The 20,023-nt window shown below is 40.8% G+C and carries 18 protein-coding genes; 15 read left to right on the plus strand and 3 right to left on the minus strand.

The features are described 5' to 3' along the window. The 6 genes from tgnC (at position 1) to GO593_RS14265 (ending at position 6,353) form a co-directional block, all read left to right on the plus strand. A complete protein-coding gene (tgnC, locus tag GO593_RS14240; protein ID WP_000123062.1) occupies positions 1-1,470 on the plus strand; it encodes a (Z)-2-((N-methylformamido)methylene)-5-hydroxybutyrolactone dehydrogenase in 1,470 nt (489 codons plus the stop codon). Positions 1,471-1,592: 122 nt separating this feature from the next. Continuing rightward, positions 1,593-1,736 (plus strand): hypothetical protein, encoded by a 144-nt coding sequence (locus GO593_RS14245; RefSeq protein WP_000934372.1) that lies wholly within the window; start codon positions 1,593-1,595, stop codon positions 1,734-1,736. A gap of 38 nt (positions 1,737-1,774) precedes the next feature. Continuing rightward, on the plus strand, positions 1,775-3,181 hold the full coding sequence (locus GO593_RS14250) for a purine-cytosine permease family protein (RefSeq protein WP_000081159.1): 1,407 nt from the start codon (positions 1,775-1,777) through the stop codon (positions 3,179-3,181). 25 nt (positions 3,182-3,206) lie between these two features. Next, a complete protein-coding gene (locus GO593_RS14255; RefSeq protein ID WP_000750380.1) occupies positions 3,207-4,376 on the plus strand; it encodes a hypothetical protein in 1,170 nt (389 codons plus the stop codon). Between the two features lie 139 nt (positions 4,377-4,515). Next, entirely contained in the window at positions 4,516-5,973 is a 1,458-nt protein-coding gene (locus tag GO593_RS14260) for an NAD-dependent succinate-semialdehyde dehydrogenase (protein ID WP_001176547.1), read from the plus strand. Continuing rightward, on the plus strand, positions 5,970-6,353 hold the full coding sequence (locus GO593_RS14265) for a carboxymuconolactone decarboxylase family protein (protein WP_000064100.1): 384 nt from the start codon (positions 5,970-5,972) through the stop codon (positions 6,351-6,353). The genes GO593_RS14260 and GO593_RS14265 overlap by 4 nt, the downstream gene beginning before the upstream one ends. Before the next feature lie 56 nt (positions 6,354-6,409). Here GO593_RS14265 and GO593_RS14270 read toward each other — a convergent pair whose 3' ends face one another. Then, positions 6,410-7,321 carry a LysR family transcriptional regulator gene (locus tag GO593_RS14270; protein WP_001163452.1) on the minus strand — a complete coding sequence of 304 codons (912 nt, stop codon included), beginning with the start codon at positions 7,319-7,321 and terminating at the stop codon, positions 6,410-6,412. A gap of 98 nt (positions 7,322-7,419) precedes the next feature. On the opposite strand from GO593_RS14270, the gene GO593_RS14275 reads away from it, so the two are divergent. Beyond that, a complete protein-coding gene (locus GO593_RS14275; protein WP_001062890.1) occupies positions 7,420-8,016 on the plus strand; it encodes an NAD(P)H-dependent oxidoreductase in 597 nt (198 codons plus the stop codon). A gap of 56 nt (positions 8,017-8,072) precedes the next feature. Here GO593_RS14275 and pobR read toward each other — a convergent pair whose 3' ends face one another. After that, positions 8,073-8,888: an IclR family transcriptional regulator PobR gene (gene pobR, locus GO593_RS14280; RefSeq protein WP_001139490.1), complete on the minus strand. Its 816-nt coding sequence runs from the start codon at positions 8,886-8,888 to the stop codon at positions 8,073-8,075. Positions 8,889-9,029: 141 nt separating this feature from the next. Between pobR and pobA the strand changes: the two genes are divergently transcribed. The 8 genes from pobA (at position 9,030) to phnX (ending at position 18,511) form a co-directional block, all read left to right on the plus strand. Beyond that, entirely contained in the window at positions 9,030-10,244 is a 1,215-nt protein-coding gene (gene pobA, locus GO593_RS14285; RefSeq protein ID WP_000353515.1) for a 4-hydroxybenzoate 3-monooxygenase, read from the plus strand. A 175-nt stretch (positions 10,245-10,419) separates the two neighbouring features. Continuing rightward, complete coding sequence (locus GO593_RS14290) at positions 10,420-11,142, plus strand: UTRA domain-containing protein (RefSeq protein WP_000434319.1); 723 nt, start codon at positions 10,420-10,422, stop codon at positions 11,140-11,142. Positions 11,143-11,233: 91 nt separating this feature from the next. Continuing rightward, the gene (locus tag GO593_RS14295) at positions 11,234-12,271 is read left to right on the plus strand and encodes a putative 2-aminoethylphosphonate ABC transporter substrate-binding protein (RefSeq protein ID WP_000816408.1); all 1,038 of its coding nucleotides are present in this window, start codon (positions 11,234-11,236) and stop codon (positions 12,269-12,271) included. 22 nt (positions 12,272-12,293) lie between these two features. Then, a complete protein-coding gene (locus tag GO593_RS14300) occupies positions 12,294-13,496 on the plus strand; it encodes an ABC transporter ATP-binding protein (RefSeq protein WP_001984018.1) in 1,203 nt (400 codons plus the stop codon). Then, positions 13,490-15,199: a putative 2-aminoethylphosphonate ABC transporter permease subunit gene (locus GO593_RS14305; RefSeq protein WP_000930927.1), complete on the plus strand. Its 1,710-nt coding sequence runs from the start codon at positions 13,490-13,492 to the stop codon at positions 15,197-15,199. Before GO593_RS14300 ends, GO593_RS14305 begins: the two co-directional genes overlap by 7 nt. A gap of 101 nt (positions 15,200-15,300) precedes the next feature. Next, complete coding sequence (locus tag GO593_RS14310; RefSeq protein WP_001057857.1) at positions 15,301-16,455, plus strand: TIGR03364 family FAD-dependent oxidoreductase; 1,155 nt, start codon at positions 15,301-15,303, stop codon at positions 16,453-16,455. A 26-nt stretch (positions 16,456-16,481) separates the two neighbouring features. After that, positions 16,482-17,669, plus strand: coding sequence for a 2-aminoethylphosphonate--pyruvate transaminase (phnW, locus tag GO593_RS14315; RefSeq protein WP_002134457.1), 1,188 nt, complete (start codon positions 16,482-16,484; stop codon positions 17,667-17,669). Between the two features lie 26 nt (positions 17,670-17,695). Next, positions 17,696-18,511: a phosphonoacetaldehyde hydrolase gene (phnX, locus tag GO593_RS14320; RefSeq protein ID WP_000210530.1), complete on the plus strand. Its 816-nt coding sequence runs from the start codon at positions 17,696-17,698 to the stop codon at positions 18,509-18,511. A 222-nt stretch (positions 18,512-18,733) separates the two neighbouring features. Here phnX and GO593_RS14325 read toward each other — a convergent pair whose 3' ends face one another. After that, positions 18,734-19,984 carry an MFS transporter gene (locus GO593_RS14325; protein ID WP_000224811.1) on the minus strand — a complete coding sequence of 417 codons (1,251 nt, stop codon included), beginning with the start codon at positions 19,982-19,984 and terminating at the stop codon, positions 18,734-18,736. Positions 19,985-20,023: the final 39 nt, after the last annotated feature.

Here is a 20,023-nt window from a genome sequence, read left to right on the forward strand (position 1 = left end):
ATGACAGCAGACTTTCAGCTTTATATTAATGGTCAGTTTGAATCTGGTGCAGCGACGTTTGAAAGTATTAATCCTGCAACAGGTGAAGTTTGGGCACACATGCCGGAAGCTCGAACCGATGAAGTCAACCGAGCAGTTCAAGCGGCATCTCAGGCATTAAAAGCACCGGAGTGGGCAGGTTTAACGGCCTCCCAGCGCGGTAAATTGCTCTATAAATTGGCTGATTTAATTGAAAAAGCTGCACCGCAACTTGCTCAAATTGAAACCAGTGACACGGGCAAAATTATTCGTGAAACATCGAGCCAGATTGCCTATGTCGCTGAATATTATCGCTACTATGCAGGTATTGCCGACAAATTAGAGGGCAGTTTTCTACCAATTGATAAGGCAGACATGCAAGCATGGATTGTTCGTGAACCAGTAGGTGTGGTTGCTGCAATTGTTCCTTGGAACAGTCAGTTATTTCTATCGGCAGTGAAGGTAGGGCCTGCTTTAGCGGCAGGTTGTACCGTCGTGTTAAAAGCTTCTGAAGACGGCCCTGGACCATTGTTAGCCTTTGCCAAATTAGTCCATGAAGCGGGTTTCCCGGCAGGAGTGGTCAATGTGATTACCGGTTTCGGGCCTGAATGTGGCGCCGTGTTGAGTAGTCATCCTGATGTTACCCATGTTGCGTTTACAGGTGGTCCGGAAACGGCACGGCACATTGTGCGTAACTCGGCTGAAAATCTTGCAAAAGTTTCACTCGAATTAGGTGGCAAATCACCATTTATTGTATTTGCTGATGCAGATATTCAAAGTGCGGTAAACGCTCAGGTCGCTGCTATTTTTGCTGCAACAGGGCAGAGTTGTGTAGCAGGTTCACGCTTACTGGTTGAAGAAAGCATTAAAGATGAATTTGTTCAGCGTTTGGTTGAGCGTGTACAAACCATAAAAATTGGTTTACCTCATGAAATGGCAACCGAGTTTGGACCGCTTTGTACCTTACGCCAACGCCAAAAAATTGAGCAAGTCGTTGCAAGTTCAATCCAGCAAGGGGCAAAACTTCTTACTGGCGGGAAAAGCCTTGAGCGAGCAGGGTATTACTATCCACCGACCATTTTAGATTGTACCGATGCACCTCAAGCAGATTGCATTACCACAGAACTATTTGGTCCGGTGTTATCGGTAGATAGTTTCAAAGATGAAGCGGAAGCTGTGCAAAAAGCCAATAGCACGCCTTACGGGCTGGCGGCAGGCGTTTTTACCACCAATTTAAGCCGTGCTCACCGTATGACCAAAGTCATTGGGTCGGGAATTGTTTGGTTAAATACTTACCGCGCGGTTTCTCCACTTGCGCCTTTTGGTGGACATGGGCTTTCGGGACATGGGCGGGAAGGTGGCGCAAATGCTGTTTTAGATTACACCACCACCAAAACAGTTTGGTTACGTACCTCAGATGAGCCAATTGATGACCCATTTGTCATGAGATAAATCATGACTTGAGGCATGAAAATATATCGGGATTTTAATTTCAAGGATGAAAAAATGAATCAGTCAAACCCAGCAATCGCCTAAAGCTTTAAATAGTTGAAAACGTAAAACTAGATGTATCGATGCTTAATCAAGTATTGATTGGACTGGCTTTACCTTTTTCTTGGCTAAAACAACACAAACAGAGATATGAGCTGTTTGTAAAAGGAAATAAAAAGATGAAGCCGAGTCATATTGAAATGACTTTGGCTGGGCAGATTTTTTGATGTTGAGGAAATGAATTCCTCAAAGAGAGATTAAGGATATGAGCCAAAACGAAAATAGCAATAATGCTTTCGCCATCGAAAGTCATTCCATTGATTATGTTGCTCCCTCTGAACGTAATGGGAAAGTTCGCGATCTATTCACATTATGGTTTTGTACCAATATTGCACCGCTCGCCGTCATTACGGGTGCAATGTCAATTTTAACCTTTAACCTCAATATTGTAAGTGCATTGCTTGCGATCTGCTGCGGACATTTTTTTGGTGCAGCGATTCTTGCTTTAACTTCTGCACAAGGCCCGCAGGTCGGCATTCCTCAAATGATTCAGAGCCGTGCGCAGTTCGGGCGTTATGGGGCATTGCTGGTTGTACTGTTTACCACCCTCATTTATTTAGGTTTTTTCATCTCTAACATTATTTTGTCAGGCAAAACCCTTCATACCGTTGTTCCTGCTATTCCTGTGCCGACTGCGACCGTGATTGGTGCGATTGCAGCAACCACAATAGGCGTGATCGGTTACCACTTTATTCATAAGTTCAATAAAATTGGAACTTGGTTTATGGGTGGTTCGTTGCTCATTGGCCTCATGATTATGGTGCCGCATATTAATGCAGATGTACTTGCTAAAGGCTCTTTCAATATGAAAGGCTGGTTTGCCATGTTTGGTTTGTGTGCGGTATGGCAAATTAGTTTTTCACCTTATACCTCAGATTATTCACGATATTTACCGAAGTCGATTGGTATTTATAAGCCATTTATCTTTACCTATTTAGGCGCATCGTTAGGAACTATTTTTGCGATGGCATTTGGGACGATTGCAGTCAGTATTGGCTCAACGGCAGATGCTATGGAAGCGGTAAAGTCAGGCACTGGGCTGTTCGGTTATGTTCTTATGATTTTGTTCTTATGCAATATCATTGGTCATAATGCCATGAACCTCTACGGTGCTGTTCTTTCCTGTATTACCTCTATTCAGACTTTTGCAGGGCAGTGGATGCCAAGCCGAAATATCCGAGTCGTGTTATCAATCATTGTATTAGTTCTAGCGACTTTAACGGCGCTTTGGGCATCAAGTAACTTTATTAGTTTCTTCTTGAATGTGATTTTTGCCTTGTTATTTATTTTGGTGCCATGGGTGTCTATTAATTTACTAGATTTCTATGTCGTGAATAAAAAGTCTTATGACATTCAATCGATCTTTGCGCGTGATGGTGGTATTTACGGCAAATTTAATGCAAAAGCGCTTACGGCTTATTTCATTGGGATTGCGGTACAAATTCCGTTCTTAAAAAATGCGTTTTTCACAGGTGCACTGGCCGATGTAATTCCGGATGCGGATATTTCATGGGTTATTGGATTGGTGGTGAGTCTGGTGGTGTATTACGTCTTTAATCTAGGAAAGATTAAATGTTCTGCACCTGCATTAAACGCAAAATTACCTCAATAAGCATTGTAGTGAAAGGAATCCGACAATGAAAAAAAGCTATTTACAAGTGGCTCTAAGCACAGCATTAATGGCTGTAATCTATCCGAGTTACGCAGGTATAAGTTTTGGAAACACCGATGATGAATACGGCAAGCTCACCGTATCCGGCTATGTTCGCGCTAACTATCAAGATAAACACTATGGAGAGTCTGGTTCTGATCAAAAAATTCGTTTTGATGCTGCGCAGTTAAAACTGGACTACGAGCGTGGACCGTTATTTGGTCATGCGGAATATCGTTGTTATCAATATGACCGTCTATGTGATTTTTCTACGTTGATTGATGGTTATGTAGGGTACAAATTAAATAAAACAGATCAAGTGGTGGCAGGTGTTCAGCCGATTCCATTTGGACCGGGACGTTTTTGGGGAAATAGCCTATATGGAAGTATGAGCACAACCGCAGGTTTAGAAGATGTTCATAATCTTGGTTTGAATTATCATTTTGAATTGCCGACAGCAACCAAGTTTGATGTGGGGTATTTTGCGGTAGATGGTGGAAACTACACAGGCTCTACCCAAGATTCAGGTCGCTACACTGCAAACTATGTGAGTTCAGACGATCCGAATAAAACCGATTTGCAAGAAAAGAACATGTGGGTAGGCCGAGTGTCTCAAGATATAAATCTTGGAATTAATGGTTTAACCACACAGCTCGGTGGCTCCTATTGGACATCTGATATTGAAAATAAAACTGCTTCAAGTGATGGGCGCCGTCATGCATGGGCACTTTTTGGTAAAGCCAATTATGGCAATTTTAATGTGACCCTTACAGGCGGTAAAAATGATGTAACTAATCAGGATCAGCTTAATCCTAATCAGTCACTCATGGGGTCCTACGACACCGAATATTATGTAGCTAACAAAGGAACATTCTATACTGCAGATGTTGGGTATTCTTTCAAAAATGTTAAGCAAATCGGAAACATTACGCCGTACTTTATGTACAGTCATTACGATAAAGATCAGGACAGTATGAAAGATTCGATTCGTAATATTATTGGTGTGTCTATTGACCATAAACAGCTATCTTTGGTGGCTGAATACATCATGAGTAAAAATGACCCATTCATTGGTGGGACTCAAGATTCATTGGCAAAAGGGGATGATAACCAGTGGAATAAGTTGCTTAACTTAACGCTGTTTTATTATTTCTAAAGACATTTAAACATTCGGGCATACCGAAAATTTTTTTTAAATTAATTTTTGGTATGCCATAATACAAAGTTGATGGTGAGCTATTTAATTTATGTATCGCTCCACTATCAATGCAGAAGATCTCAACAGGATAATGATCATGCAGCTTAATGAACTCGCTTTATTTCGTCAGCAAGCTTTTATTGCTGGAAAGTGGTGCGATGCAGACCATCAACAAACATCCAAAATTTTAAATCCGGCGACATTAGAGATTATTGGTACTGTCCCAAATATGGGCAAGGCTGAAGCCGAGCGTGCCATTGAAGCTGCCAAAGATGCTTGGCCGTTATGGAAAAATAAAACAGCAAAAGATCGATCAATTATTTTAAAAAAATGGTTCGATTTAATTATTTCAAATGCAGATGAATTGGCTTTTATTTTAACGAGTGAGCAAGGAAAGCCTTTAGCCGAAGCCAAAGGTGAAATTTTATATGCTGCCAGTTTTATTGAATGGTTTGCCGAAGAAGCAAAACGAGTGTATGGAGATATTATTCCAAGCCCATATCCAGATGCTCGTATTGTTGTAAATAAACAGCCTATTGGCGTCGTTGCAGCTATTACGCCGTGGAATTTTCCCGCTGCCATGATTACGCGTAAGGTTGCTCCAGCCTTGGCGGCAGGTTGTCCTTGTATTGTAAAACCAGCACCAGAAACACCTTTTACTGCTTTGGCCTTAGTGGACTTAGCTCTGCAAGCGGGTGTGCCTGCTGAAATTTTTAGTGTGATTACAGGTGATGCAGTTCATATTGGTGATGCGATTTTTGAAAGTGATGTCGTACGCAAGTTTACTTTTACCGGTTCAACACCAGTTGGCAAAATGCTGCTTGAGCGTTCAGCAAAAACCTTAAAAAAAGTTTCCTTAGAGTTAGGTGGCAATGCGCCGTTCATTGTATTTGATGATGCCGATTTAGATGCAGCAATTGAGGGAGCACTCATTGCCAAATTTAGAAATGCAGGGCAAACCTGTGTATGTGTCAATCGATTTTTAGTGCAGGCGGGCATTTATGAAAAATTTATTGCTGCCATAAGCCAAAAAATCCAAAACTTTAATATTGGTAATGGATTAGAAGCTGGGCATGACATTGGGCCATTAATTAATGCCAATGCGGTGAAAAAAGTTGAAGCTCATATTCAAGATGCATTAGATAAAAATGGTCGTCTTGTGATTGGTGGTAAAAGGCATACTGCGGGTGAATTATTTTTTGAACCGACACTAATTGCAGATGTTACCGCTGATATGGATGTTGCAACCCAAGAAACGTTTGGTCCGCTAGCAGCTGTATTTAAATTTGAAACTGAGCAACAAGCAGTTGAAATGGCAAATGCAACTGAATTTGGTTTAGCCGCATATTGTTATACCAAAGATTTAGGCCGTGCTTGGCGAATGAGTGAACAGCTTGAGTATGGCATGGTCGGAATTAATAAAGGCCTTATTTCAAATGAAGTTGCGCCTTTTGGTGGCATTAAACAGTCTGGTTTGGGGCGTGAAGGTTCTAAATACGGTATTGAAGATTATCTGGAAATTAAATACACCTTGTTTGGAGGATTGAATATATGAGTAATGAAAAATTTGAAAAGGGTTTAGCAATCCGTAAACAAGTTCTTGGTGAAGAATATGTAAATAATTCAATCAACAATGCCGATGAATTTAACCTTCCTCTTCAAGAATTAGTCACTGAATATTGCTGGGGAGCTGTTTGGGGGCGTGAAGAATTAAGTAAGCCTGAGCGCAGTTTAATTAATTTGGCAATGATCTCAGCTTTAAATCGTCCGCATGAATTAAAACTACATGTTAAAGGTGCACTTCGAAATGGTGTACCTAAAGAGAAAATTCGTGAAGTGCTTTTGCAGGTTGCAATTTACTGTGGCGTGCCTGCTGCTGTAGATAGTTTTCGAATTGCTAAAGAGGCAATTAAAGAGTTTGAATCTGAGCAATAAACGTTGGCTTTGAATATTAAAAAAGCCTTGTTCAAGTGGACGAGGCCTTTTTTATTTTAAGCTTGTTTGTTCAGTTCAGGGGGTAAATGCTGCGCCAAATAATCAATTGCAAGGCGGGTTTTTAGTGGCATAAAAGGCAATGTAGGCCATACCAAATGAATCGGAAAAGCAGTGCTCGACATGGTGTCTAACACTTGTACCAGCTTACCGTCCTGTAATTCATTTTGAATGAGCCAGTCGGGTAGCCAAGCGATACCAGCTCCAGCAAGCGCTGCATTTTTAATGGCTTGTAAGTCATTTAAAAGAAGTTTTGCTTTGGGCTTAATAAAGAAAGGCTCGTCATTTTCCTTTTGAAGTCGCCATTTTTGCATTTGACCAAAATGCGGATCGGCAATAGTAGCGTGCTGGTCTAAGTCTTCAATATGTTCTACGGGACCAGCTTTATTTAAATAGTCAGGTGAGGCACAAAGTAGCATTCGATGCTCACCAATCGGTTTGGCAACGAGCTGAGTGGTGTCAGGCAATGCCCCGATTCTTATACATAAATCAAAACCTTCTTCGATCAAGTCTACATTTCGGTCATTAAATGAAATTTCTAACTGTAAGTCCGCATGTTGATGAGCAAATTTAACCATGAGCGGGGCAGCAAAGAGTTGTCCAAAAAGTACAGGCACAGATATTCTTAATCGACCTGTTGCGTTAATTTTCCTTTGGTCTAATAAAGCTGCTGCATTTTGTATTTCACTTAATGCTCGACGGCTATGTTCATAAAACAAAGTACCTTCGTCAGTCATGCTGAGTGAACGTGTTGTTCTTTTAAATAGAACCACACCAAGCTGTTCTTCAAGCCGAGCAATATTTTTACTTATGGCTGAGCGAGTTAAATGCAATTGCTCGGCAGCTTTTACAAAACTTCCAGCTTCAACCACCGTCACAAATATAGAAATTGCACTTAGCTCATGTTGCATGATTGTTGCCTAAAAGGAACCAATGATAAGAAATAATATCACCACTGTTGAATTTATTGTGGAGTTAATATGGCTTCATCAAAAACGTGGAGATGGTCATGGCTAAAATATTGGTATTAAAATCCAGCATTATGGGTGAGGGTTCACAAACCAATCGCCTAATTGATGTCATGCTTGAATATCGAAAAGACCAAGGTTTGCAAGATGACATTACCATACGCAATTTAGCTGAAATGAATCTGCCTGTATTAGATCTAGAAATTTTTCAGGCGCTTCGTGGGGCTGAAAATGTAAATCAAGACATTCAACGAATCGTTGCTTTGTCGGACGAATTAATTGCTGAATTAAAAAGCGCTGATTTATTGATCATTGGCGCACCCATGTACAACTTAAATGTCCCGACTCAACTTAAAAACTGGTTTGATTTGGTGGCACGAGTAAGACAAACATTCCGCTATACCGAAACTTATCCTCAAGGTTTGGTTGAAGGGGTAAAAGCGGTGGTGGTAAGTAGTCGGGGTGGTATTCATGTCGGCCAAGAAACTGAGGCAGTCACGCCTTATCTCAAAGCAGTGTTAGGGCTAATGGGCATTCATGACGTCGATTTTATATATGCAGAAGGCTTAGACATGCAGGCCTATCGCAGCAATGCTTTAGATTTGGCAAGCCAACAAGTCAAAAAATTCGCTATTTAAAATTATGAGTTGAAACTCTTGTACCTCTAATTGATGACAAGAGTTTCTAAGTCTATTTAAATTACATTTCTAAGTTCATTTGCCGTGTTACGCAGCAATGGCAAAATTTGCTGAACCAAATAATCTTCTTGTATGCGGTTGGTTTGAGACATGCAGTTAAGTGCTGCTATGGCTTGACCTTGGGCGTTAAATACGGGTACGGCAATCGCAATTACACCAAGTTCATGTTCTTCTTTAGAAAGACAATAATCCGATAACGAAATACCCTTAAGCACTTCAAAAAACTTTGACTCATCTACTATGGTAAAAGGCGTTAAGCGTTTTAAACCGTAATTTTTTACCCACGTATGTTGCGCTTCTTCAGGTAGTGCTGCTAGCAATACTTTACCCGTGGAAGTGGCATGGGCAGGGAGACGGTTTCCTAAATGCATACCATAAGGGCTAACGCGCAAATTATCTTGCTGTGGTAAATAACTACGGGCAATCGGCACCACTTCGTTATCGTCTAACACCACAATCGAAAAAGTCAGAGATGTCTGGGCACACAAAAGATTTAAAAATGATTGAGCAACTTTAGGCAGGTGGGCAGAGCTTAGATAAGAACTCGAAAAGCGCAGTACGCGATGAGTGAGCCAAAAGTAATGTTCATCGGTTTCTAAATAGCCTAAGTATTTTAAAGTTTTTAGGTAACGCCTTGCCGCTGTACGACTAATACCTGTTCGTTCTGCCACTTGAGTGACATTAAGCCGTTGCCGATCTGTTCCAAAAGCTTCCAATAAAGCCAAGCCTTTTGCTAATCCTGCAATGTAGTCATCTTGACGAATTTTCTCATGCGAGTTCGGGTGCTCTAGAAAAGCATCGAGAGAAGGCATCCTTTCATTCCTGTTATTTTGGTTGTTTCTGTCCGCTATTCGGACAAACTAAATGATAAACGGTTATTTTCGTCTTGGATACATAGTGAACAAAACTTAAAGCCAGTAATTTAAAAGTCAGGATGAAACAAGGATGAAGTTATGGATATTTTAAAGACACAGGTTGCAATTATTGGTTCTGGACCAGCAGGGTTATTGCTTGGGCAACTTCTATATAAAGCTGGAATTGATCATATTATTGTTGAGCAACGTAGTGCTGAATATGTGGCTTCACGGATTCGCGCAGGAATTTTAGAGCAAGTTTCGGTCGATTTACTTAAACAAGCAGGCGTTGACCAAAACTTAAAAGAAAAAGGATTACCACATTCGGGCATCGAAATCTTAACCAATGGTGAAAAGCATCGGGTTGATTTGGCAGCACTTACAGGTGGTAAACAAGTGACTGTATATGGCCAGACCGAAGTCACCAAAGATTTAATGACTGCGCGTGAAGCAGCACAGCTCACTTCATATTATGAAGCTCAAAATGTACAAGTAAAAGATTTCTACACTGCACCGAAAGTTGAGTTTGAGTACCAAGGTAAAGCTTTTCAAATTCAGTGTGACTTTATAGCAGGGTGTGATGGTTACCACGGTGTCTGCCGTGCCAGTGTCCCAGAAGACAAAATTAAAACCTTTGAAAAAGTTTATCCGTTTGGCTGGTTAGGGGTGTTGGCCGATGTTCCACCTGTAGCGGATGAACTCATTTACGTACAGTCAGAACGTGGATTTGCTTTATGTAGTATGCGTTCAGAAACGCGTAGCCGTTATTATTTACAAGTGCCTTTAACAGATCATGTAGAAGACTGGTCAGATGAAAAGTTCTGGGATGAGCTAAAAAACCGTCTAGACCCTGAAAGCCGTGAAAAGTTAGTGACAGGACCTTCTATTGAAAAAAGTATCGCGCCGTTACGTAGCTTTGTGACCGAACCAATGCGTTTCGGAAAACTATTTTTAGCAGGTGATGCTGCGCATATTGTTCCACCGACTGGAGCAAAAGGCTTAAATCTCGCTGCCTCTGATATTGCTTATTTATCAAGCGCACTCATTGAATATTATGCCGAAGGTTCCGAACAAGGGATAAATGAATACTCTGAAAAATGCCTACAACGCGTATGGAAAGCAGAGCGTTTTTCTTGGTGGATGACTCATTTATTGCATCGTTTTGAAACTGAAAGTGAGTTTGATCATAAGATTAAACAAGCCGAGTTAAGTTATGTGCTTGGCTCGATTGCAGGTAAAACCACATTGGCTGAAAACTATGTCGGTTTGCCTTATGAAATTAAGCAAATTGATAGTTTTAAGCACGCAAGCTAAAGACTAAGTAAAAATAAAAAGGGCATGAAAATGCTCTTTTTTTATAGAAAAATTTAAGTAGGCCGTACTAGCTTAAGAGATTGTTTTGCTTAAAAGATCAGCATTAATAAAAGCTTTTGTCATATTTTTTCAGTATATTGCTATTAATTTCTTTATTTATAAATTCTAAGTTTGTATGGAACAGGACCAAGCACGCATACCTAAATATATTCCTATTCGCGATGCAATTGCCCATGATATTGAATCTGGCGTATTAGAAGCCCACGCAAAACTCCCTTCGGAAAGAGTGCTTTCTGAACAATTTCAAACCACTCGCGTGGCTGCACGTGAAGCTTTACTGGCTTTGGAAACTGATGGCCTGATTTATCGACTAGACCGCCGTGGTTGGTATGTTCGTTCTCCTCGTATTATTTATCACCCGCAATCGACAAAAAACTTTAATCAGTTTGTGATTGAACAAGGCTATGAACCTTCTACAGAAGTGATTTCGAGTGAACTGACTCAGGCCACTTCTTGGGATGCCAAGCATTTAAAAGTTGAAAAAGGGCATCCAATTTATTCAGTTTGGCGACGTCGTTGTATTAATGGTCGCCCTGTTTTGGTTGAGCATTTACGGGTAAATGCCGAGCTTTTTCCCGAGTTTTTAACTCATGATCTCAAGCAATCCATTACTTTACTGATGGCAAATCAATATAACTGCCATATCACCAGAGCTGATATTAATCTGTATCCAACAGCTTTATCGGAACAGCAGGTCAAAGCACTGCATGTGAATGTTGGCGCGCTTGGTTTATATATTTGTCGTAGCAACAGAAATGAAGAAGGTGTGATTACCGATGTTGACCAAGAATATTGGCTACATGATGTTTTAGATTTACATTTCGAAGCGCGAGCATAAAAATGCAATCTGGTTTAAACCAGATTAATTAAACTGTCATATAAAGCTGTTGAAATACCATCATCAAATAATTGCATTCGATGGTTTGCAGATGAAACAGTATGTTCAACAGACAATTAAACTCGGTACTGCATCAGTTTTAGGTGTGGTAGTCACTATTCAAATGGGATGTTCATCAGCAACATCAAAACAATCAGAAGAAATTACAGTCTATACGGCAGTGGAAGCCGACCAACTTAAACAATACCAAGAAGAATTGCATAAAGCCTATCCTGAACTCAAAGTAAAATGGGTACGTGATTCAACTGGTGTAATCACTGCTAAACTTTTGGCAGAGCAGAAAAACCCACAAGCGGATGTGGTTTTTGGTGTGGCTTTAACTAGCTTACTGGTCATGGAAAAAAAAGACATGCTCGAGCCTTTCAAACCTGAAGGTGTGCAAAATTTAAAACCAGAATTTGTAAGCCAAAAAACTGTACCGACTTGGACGAGTATGGATGCATGGGAATCTGCAATTTGTGTCAATAAAGTCGAATTAGAAAAACGTAAGTTACCGATTCCAAAAACTTGGAAAGATTTAACCAACCCGATTTATAAAAACTTGATTGTGATGCCAAACCCAGCTTCGAGTGGCACAGGCTATTTAGATGTCACGGCTTGGATGCAGATTTGGGGCGAAAAGCAGGCATGGGACTATATGCAGGCTTTAGATAAAAACATTTCACAATATCCGCACTCTGGCTCAAAACCTTGCAAGATGGCTGCACAAGGCGAAATCCCAATTGGAGTTTCTTTCGGTTATCCGGCATTTAAATTAAAAGCAGAGGGTGCACCTTTAGAAGTGGTTTATCCAACTGAAGGTTTAGGCTGGGAAATGGAAGCCTCAGCAATTGTGAAAGGAACCAAAAAATTAAGCAGCGCACAGAAATTTATAAATTGGTCGGTAAGCAAAGCGGCAAACGAAGCCTATGCCCATAACTTTTCAATGGTGGCCTATAAAGGCATTGAAAATACCACTATGGACTTCCCGAAAAATCTTTCTCAAAGGCTCGTAAAAAATGATTTTTATTGGGCAGCCGAGCAGCGTGAACGTATTTTGGCTGAATGGTCAAAGCGTTTTGAAAAGTGATCTTTTGGATAAAGGCCTCATTATGCAAATTCCTTCGTCGTTGCAATCATCGCTGCTTGGACAAAACCAAAAGGGTGAGTTAGCAGGGCATTTATTGTCGACATTAACGACCTATAAATATCCTGAACATAGCCCTTCGGTTTTAGAAGTGGTGGATATCCAAAAAAAGTTCCAACACTTTCAGGTCCTAACGCATATTAATTTAGACCTGAAAGCTGGGGAGTTCGTGAGCTTTTTAGGGCCTTCAGGATGTGGTAAAACCACACTGCTACGCATAATTGCGGGTCTAGAAAAACCTGATTATGGAAAGGTTATAAAAAAGGGCACAGACATTACCTTGTTGAGTGCTGAAAAGCGTCACTGCGGCATTGTGTTTCAGAACTATGCGTTATTTCCAAACTTAAACGTTGAAGAAAATATTGCGTTTGGCTTAGACAAAAAAAAGTGGGATAAGGCACAGCGTAGCCAAAGGGTTCAGCAGTTATTAGAACTGATTGAATTACCCGATATTGCTAAAAAATATCCAAATCAATTGTCAGGCGGGCAGCAGCAACGTGTTGCGCTGGCTCGGGCAATTGCACCGAATCCTGATATTTTACTGCTCGATGAACCGCTTTCTGCACTTGATGCTCAGGTACGTCTAAACCTAAGACAGAAGATCCGTTCGATTCAATCGCAGCTTAATTTGCCAACTATTATGGTCACACACGACCAAGAAGAAGCATTAAGCATTTCTGATCGTGTTGTGGTAATGAATCATGGCGTTATTGAACAAATTGATACGCCGCATAATATTTATTACAAGCCACAAACCCAATTCGTTGCAAAGTTTATTGGCACCATGAACTTTTTGGCAGCCACTTGTTCGGTTGTTAATCAGCTCGAGGTTTTAGGTTTTATTCCTCTAAATTTGGAACAGCAAAAACTTAAAGCAGGGCAAAGCTACAGCATTGGTTTTAGACCCGAAGCCGTCGAGTTGGTTGATGATTTTGGTAGTGATAAAGAGTCATTGTATTTGCCAGTTAAAGTATTAAGCACTGAATTTTTGGGCGCCAAGCGTCGTTTGTTTTGCGCTATTCATATCGATGGAATTGAGCAGGCAAAACACCTGTTGCAAATTGAAATTGAAAATACCAAGTTCAAATCTTTGCAAGAACTCATGTTTATAAAAGTGCCTAATCAGCTCATTCATGTCTTTGACGAACAAGGGTACGCACTATGTTAAATGAAGCTGCTTCAGCGGTTTTAAAAACACAGCCGCGTCGAAAAACTGCATATTCATTAAGATCAAATATTGCTTTGGCTATGGTCGCAATCGCTTTGACTTTAGCGATTATTGCACCTTTAATGATGCTGTTTGAAAATGCATTTTTTGATGAAAATCAAAATTTTGTTGGCCTTGAAAATTTTTATAACTATTTTGCAAGTCCAGCTTTACTCAGCTCTGTATTTAACTCGGTGTGGGTTGCTTGTGCTGCCACTGTCATTACAGTGTTGCTTGCCAGTATTTATGCTTTTGCACTTACCAACGTCAATATGAAAGGCAAAGGCTTCTTTAAAGTGGTCGCTTTTTTACCCATTTTAGCGCCGTCACTTTTACCGTCTTTGGCATTGGTTTATTTATTTGGTAAGCAAGGTGTGTTTAAACCTTTGCTGGGCGATATACAAATTTATGGTCCAATCGGTATTTTAATCAGCTACTGCTTTTGGCTATTTCCAGCAATTTTGATGTTGATGATGGTGTCTTTTCGCAGTGTCGATCAGCGTTTAATTGAGGCATCTTTGTCACTGGGTAAAAATATCTGGAAGACGCATTACCATGTCACACTACCAGCAATTCGGTATGGACTCATCAGCGCAAGTCTGGTGGCTTTTATTTATGTGCTGACCGATTTCGGAATTCCGAAAGTCATTGGCGGTTCATTTAACATGATGGCGCTTGATGTCTATAAGCAGATTATTGGGCAGCAAAATATGAGCATGGGTGCGGTGATTTCCATCTTGTTATTGCTACCAGCAGTGTTTGTATTTATTTTCGATCGAATACAAAGCAAGCGGCATGCACGGTTTCAAGCCTTTCAGGCTAAACCTTATGTTTCAGCATCGAATAAAAAACTTGAAGTTGTTCTGAGCATATTTTGTGGATTAGTTTCAGGTGCGATTTTACTGATTATCTTTACGGCTGTGCTCGCATCTTTTATTCAGTCTTGGCCTTATGATTTGTCTTTGACCTTAGCACATTACAGTTTTGAATATGTCGATGGTGGCGGTTGGGTAGCGTACTTTAACTCGGTTCGCATGGCACTCTTTAGTACGGTTTTTGGAACGGCACTCATTTTTATGGTGGCACTATTAACCGAACGTTTTAAGGCACATCCACTCATTAAAAACTATGTGCAAGCTTTGGTTTTATTACCTCTTGCCGTACCGGGGCTGGTTCTAGGTATTGCTTATATTTTGTTTTTTAACCAGCAAAGTAACCCGTTAAATGTGCTGTATGGAACTATGACCATTTTGGTGATTTCAACCATTGTGCATTATTACACTGTGCCACATCTCACTTTAACCAATGCGATTAAACAGATTCCGCTACAGCTCGATCAGGCGGCGGAAACTCTAGGAACATCGAAGTGGAAAACCTTTTGGAAAGTGTATTTGCCAATGTGTTTTCCAGCGCTATGCGATGTATCGGTCTATGTTTTTGTTAATGCGATGACCACTGTGTCGGCTGCCATTTTCCTTTATTCACCAGACACTAGTTTAGCTGCGGTGGCCGTTTTAAATATGGATGATGCGGGAGACACGGTTGCCGCTGTTGCTATGAGCATTCTCATTTTAACCACTTCATGTGTTGTAAAACTCATTCATTGGTTATTTACCAGAAAAATTATGGCAAGAAGTCAGCAATGGCGTGAAAGCGCTCACTAAGTTTTAGCTAAACACAATTTTTATTTAACCGACTGAAACGAAATGCTTTGTTCAACAAGGCAAGGGTTTATTCATCCTAAATTTCGCAAATTGGAAGTCTTATGAATAATGCACAGTTTGATTTAATTGTTGTCGGAGCCGGTATTTTAGGTTTGTCCGCTGCAATACAGGCACAAGAACAAGGCTTGAAAGTTTGCATCTTCGAGAAAAATGCCAAGCCTGTGGGCGCAACTCGCCGTAATTTCGGCATGGTCGGAACATCGACCTTAACCCATCCAGAGCAACAGTGGCGAAAGTACGCGCTTGAAACGCGTTCTTTTTATCAGCGTATTCAAACTGAAACCGATATTTCGTTTGCTCAACGCCAAGGTGTCTATCTGGCAAACACGGCACTTGAATGGCAGGTTTTAAATGAGTTTGCCGAGCGTGCAAATAATTACCAAATTCCAGTTCATTTGTTTAGCCATGAGGAATTGGTCACCCAATTTTCTTATTTAAATCCTTCGCAGCAGTTTCAAGGCGGTTTGGTTTTTGAAGAAGATTATTCGGTCGAACCGCATGTGGTTGGGCAGCGACTATTGGCATATGCCGAAAGAAAAGGCGTAAAGATTTATACCAATGCTTGTGTCGTTCAAACCCAATATCAACATGAAATTTGTCAGGTTCGCTTTGCAAGTGGCGAGGCATATCGGGCAAATAAAGTTTTGATCTGCCACGGTGAAATCATCGATGTTTTATATCCGGATCTCTTACAAAGCTTGAATCTGAAACGCTGTGGCTTACAAATGGCCCTGACTCAACGGTTTCACCAAAAATTAAATGCTTCTCTTTATTCAGGCTTATCTATTTCACGTTATCCGGCTTTTGAAATTTGCCCAAGTCATGCCGAGCTGGTTAAAGCGTCACAACAGGGTTTCATTAAAGAATTCGGTATTCATATTCTGATTAAACAAAACGAATTTGGCGAACTGATCGTAGGCGATAGTCATGAATATCATTCGATTAATGAAGCGCCTCAGTTCGAGCAGCGTGAAGAGATTAATGAATTTATCCAAGCTTACTGCCATGAAAAACTAGGGCTGAATTTACCTCCAATTCAAAAACGTTGGAATGGTTATTACCTGACCCATGAACATGAGTTGGCCTGTGTCACTGAAGCTGAAAAAAATATCTTTCTGGTGAGTGCGATTGCTGGCAAAGGCATGACTACAGGGGCTGGCTTTATGAAAGAAATATTAGAACAAAATATTTACTAGTTTGTCATCTGGTTTAAACCAGATTGATGTATATTGAAATGAACGCGAAAGAAATGAGTAACATTATGAACATGCAACCCCAACTCGATATGGATTTAGAGAACAAGTATTTGCTTCTTACTCCAGGACCATTATCAACATCGGCAACAGTACGCCGTGCAATGCAAAAAGACTGGTGTACTTGGGACCAAGAATACAACTCACTGGTACAAGATATCCGCTCTCGTCTAGTCAACTTGGCGACCAGTCAACCTGAAAAATATACGGCTGTGTTAATGCAAGGCAGTGGAAGTTTTGCTGTGGAGTCTGTACTTGGTTCAGCTATTCCGCGTGATGGCAAAATCTTGATCATTAATAACGGCGCATATGGTGCACGTATGGTGCAAATGGCGCGTTGCTTAAATATTGAAGTTGTAGAGCTGAACTATTTAGAAACTCAAACACCAGATTTACAAGAGATTGAGCGCGTTTTAGAAGATAAAACCATTAGCCATGTTGCTTGTGTGCACTGTGAAACCACCACTGGTATTTTAAATCCGATTCAAGACATTGGCCGTTTAGTTAAAGCAGCAGGAAAAATCTGGATTGTGGATGCCATGAGTTCATTTGGTGGAGTACCTATGGATATGGCTGAGCTTGAAATTGATTTTCTAATTTCAAGTGCAAATAAATGTATTCAAGGTGTTCCGGGCTTTGGCTTTATTTTGGCAAAGCGTGATTGCCTAGAAGCATGTAAAGGCTTGGCACGTTCGGTCAGTCTCGATTTGTATGACCAGTGGAATACGATGGAGCAGCATAACGGTAAATGGCGTTTTACCTCGCCAACCCATGTGGTACGTGCATTTTATCAAGCATTACTTGAGCTTGAGACAGAAGGCGGTGTTGCTGCACGTTATCAACGTTATTTACAAAACCAACAAACCTTATCTAAAGGTATGCAACAACTTGGCTTTGAATTGGTGCTCGGTGAAGAGTGCCCACAATCACCCATCATTACCACTTTTCTTTACCCAACAGCCGAGAAATTTAGCTTTCAGTCATTCTATGAAACGCTAAAAAAATCAGGCTATGTAATTTATCCGGGCAAAGTCACAGATCTCAACTGCTTCCGTATAGGCAATATTGGCGAAGTTTATATTCAAGATATTGAAGGGCTTCTTGCTGCAATTGCGAGCTACTGCGAAAACCACCTAAACCAAGCTGTAACAGCATAATTTTTATTAAATTAAGGGGATACATCATGACAACCAACAACACACAAATTCAGGCTGTGGTTTTTGACTGGGCTGGTACAACAGTAGATTTTGGCTCACGCGCACCAATTTTAGCTTTTATGGCTTTATTTAAAGACAATAAAGTTGAAATTACGGTTGAAGAAGCGCGTGCCCCAATGGGGTTAGAAAAACGTGACCATATTGCAGCTGTTTTAAAAATGCCGCGTGTAGCAGCGGCATGGCAGGAAGTATACGGGCAGGCGGCAACTGAAGCAGATATTGACCGTTTATATAAAGACTTTATTCCGTACCAGTTAAATTCTATTCCGAAATGTTCTGCTTTAATTCCGGGTGCATTGGAAACGTTTGAAAATATTAAAAAGCGTGGTGCAAAAATTGGTAGTAATACGGGCTATGCATCCATGATGATTGGTCGTTTGGTTAAAGATGCTGCCGATCAGGGCTACCGTCCAGACTGTATCGTTACTGCCAGTGACGTGAAATATGGCCGTCCATATCCTGAAATGTTATGGAAGAACTTAATTCAACTCGACGTATCGGACATCAAAACTGTTGTAAAAGTAGATGATACCGTGGTGGGTATCGATGAAGGTTTAAATGCTGGATGCTGGACCGTCGGACTTGCGATTAGTGGCAATGAAGTCGGTTTAAGCTATGAAGAGTGGAGTGCATTATCGGCCGATGAACAGATTGTTCTAAAAGATAAGGCATACCAAAAAATGAATGCGTCGGGCGCTCACTATGTGATTGATAGTGTCGCTGATTTGCCAAATGTACTCGATGATATTGAACGCCGTTTGGGGCAGGGTGAACGACCTTAAAGATAGTTTAGGCCAATATATTTTTAAGCTTAGCTCCCTTGGGAGCTAAGCTTACCTAAAAAATTAAAATGAAGAGTAATAAACTCTATATATGTGGAAATAAGGAGTAACTTTGAGGAGTAAACTCCTTATTTCCTGCTAACCATCTAAAACACATGTTTAGATCGTTAGACCATCAATTCTATAGGCATAGGACCTATAGGATTTTTTGTGATGGATCTTTTACGACTTTTGAGGGTCGTATATTTTTTCTTTAATGAATAGGGCTGGTATCACACCACAAATGAGGTAGGCAGCGCCCATGACGACAAAGCCTAACCCAATTGAGCCGCCAGAGGCTAAGAAACCAATCGTTGCAGGGGCTAATGCAGCGCCTAAACGTCCGACGTTATAAGCACCACCAATGGCTGTACCGCGAATGGCTGTCGCAAAGCTTTCGGTCATGTAGGTTGCATTTACGCCATACGGGATGCCGTAGAGGAAACCAAAGGTCACCAGTAAATATAGAATGTTGCTTGGCGAGTTATAAAAGACAATCAGAGGTAAGAAAATAGCAGTGCCGATTGCACCAAAGGCATAAGTAAAACGACGTCCTAATTTATCGGCCATCATGCCCGCAAGAACTTTACCTAAAATCATAGCGGTATATGTACCTACCATATAGGCGGTCATTTCCTTAAACTTCATACCGAGTTCACTTTCTAGATATGACGGCATCCAGTTATTTACGCCATAATAGCCAAACTGTAAGAAGCCAGCTGTTAAAGCCCATAAGATAAACATATTACGGTTTCGTTTATCTTGGAAAATAAGCTTAAATGCCGAGGTTTTCGATGCGTTTTGAGCCATGACTGGTTGTTGTAGTCGAGACTTTTGCCATGCTTCTGGTTCTGGTACAAGCACATGCATGAGAACAGCAATAATGACCGGAATAATCGCAACATAAAACAACATGCGCCAGCCATGATCAGGAATAATCCAGCCTGCAAGCAAGGTCGCAACAATATAGCCGACGGTCCAGCCAGCTTGTAAGGTTCCAAGTACTGTGGTGCGATAACGGGTTGGGACATATTCGGCCATGAGGGTATTACAGGCAATATAAAGTGAACCCAAACCCAGTGATGCAAAAAATCTTAAAATACCAAACTGAAGAAAGCTTTGAGTGAAACCTAAGCCACAGGTGAGGAGTGAGAAAGTTAAAATAGAAATAACAACAATGCGCACACGACCAAATTTATCGCACGCCCATCCCCCAAAAATTCCACCAACAGCCATACCTGCTAATGTAAAACTGCCAAGCATACCTGCTTGTACTGAACTTAATCCAAAATCTGCCTTAATACTATTTAAGCTATAAGACAGCAGCATCAAATCTGCACCATCTACCAATAGTGCTAGAAATGCAAAAATAAATGCTATTTTCCACGTATGAGGCTGTATACGAGAAAGACCTTCTTTGTAATTTGTAGCCATAATCCATTACCTACATTTGATTGAAAGCACTTCAAGTCG

Source organism: Acinetobacter baumannii, from assembly GCF_009759685.1.
GTDB lineage: Bacteria > Pseudomonadota > Gammaproteobacteria > Pseudomonadales > Moraxellaceae > Acinetobacter > Acinetobacter baumannii.

Excerpts from the sequence above, each read along its gene's own strand:
- GO593_RS14255 (WP_000750380.1), top strand. The coding sequence starts at position 3,207 with ATGAAAAAAAGCTATTTACAAGTGGCTCTAAGCACAGCATTAATGGCT.
- phnW (WP_002134457.1), top strand. The coding sequence starts at position 16,482 with ATGTATATTGAAATGAACGCGAAAGAAATGAGTAACATTATGAACATG.
- GO593_RS14325 (WP_000224811.1), bottom strand. The coding sequence starts at position 19,984 with ATGGCTACAAATTACAAAGAAGGTCTTTCTCGTATACAGCCTCATACG.
- pobA (WP_000353515.1), top strand. The coding sequence starts at position 9,030 with ATGGATATTTTAAAGACACAGGTTGCAATTATTGGTTCTGGACCAGCA.
- tgnC (WP_000123062.1), top strand. The coding sequence starts at position 1 with ATGACAGCAGACTTTCAGCTTTATATTAATGGTCAGTTTGAATCTGGT.
- GO593_RS14245 (WP_000934372.1), top strand. The coding sequence starts at position 1,593 with ATGCTTAATCAAGTATTGATTGGACTGGCTTTACCTTTTTCTTGGCTA.
- GO593_RS14265 (WP_000064100.1), top strand. The coding sequence starts at position 5,970 with ATGAGTAATGAAAAATTTGAAAAGGGTTTAGCAATCCGTAAACAAGTT.
- GO593_RS14310 (WP_001057857.1), top strand. The coding sequence starts at position 15,301 with ATGAATAATGCACAGTTTGATTTAATTGTTGTCGGAGCCGGTATTTTA.
- GO593_RS14250 (WP_000081159.1), top strand. The coding sequence starts at position 1,775 with ATGAGCCAAAACGAAAATAGCAATAATGCTTTCGCCATCGAAAGTCAT.
- GO593_RS14305 (WP_000930927.1), top strand. The coding sequence starts at position 13,490 with ATGTTAAATGAAGCTGCTTCAGCGGTTTTAAAAACACAGCCGCGTCGA.
- phnX (WP_000210530.1), top strand. The coding sequence starts at position 17,696 with ATGACAACCAACAACACACAAATTCAGGCTGTGGTTTTTGACTGGGCT.
- GO593_RS14260 (WP_001176547.1), top strand. The coding sequence starts at position 4,516 with ATGCAGCTTAATGAACTCGCTTTATTTCGTCAGCAAGCTTTTATTGCT.
- GO593_RS14275 (WP_001062890.1), top strand. The coding sequence starts at position 7,420 with ATGGCTAAAATATTGGTATTAAAATCCAGCATTATGGGTGAGGGTTCA.
- pobR (WP_001139490.1), bottom strand. The coding sequence starts at position 8,888 with ATGCCTTCTCTCGATGCTTTTCTAGAGCACCCGAACTCGCATGAGAAA.
- GO593_RS14300 (WP_001984018.1), top strand. The coding sequence starts at position 12,294 with ATGCAAATTCCTTCGTCGTTGCAATCATCGCTGCTTGGACAAAACCAA.
- GO593_RS14290 (WP_000434319.1), top strand. The coding sequence starts at position 10,420 with ATGGAACAGGACCAAGCACGCATACCTAAATATATTCCTATTCGCGAT.
- GO593_RS14270 (WP_001163452.1), bottom strand. The coding sequence starts at position 7,321 with ATGCAACATGAGCTAAGTGCAATTTCTATATTTGTGACGGTGGTTGAA.
- GO593_RS14295 (WP_000816408.1), top strand. The coding sequence starts at position 11,234 with ATGAAACAGTATGTTCAACAGACAATTAAACTCGGTACTGCATCAGTT.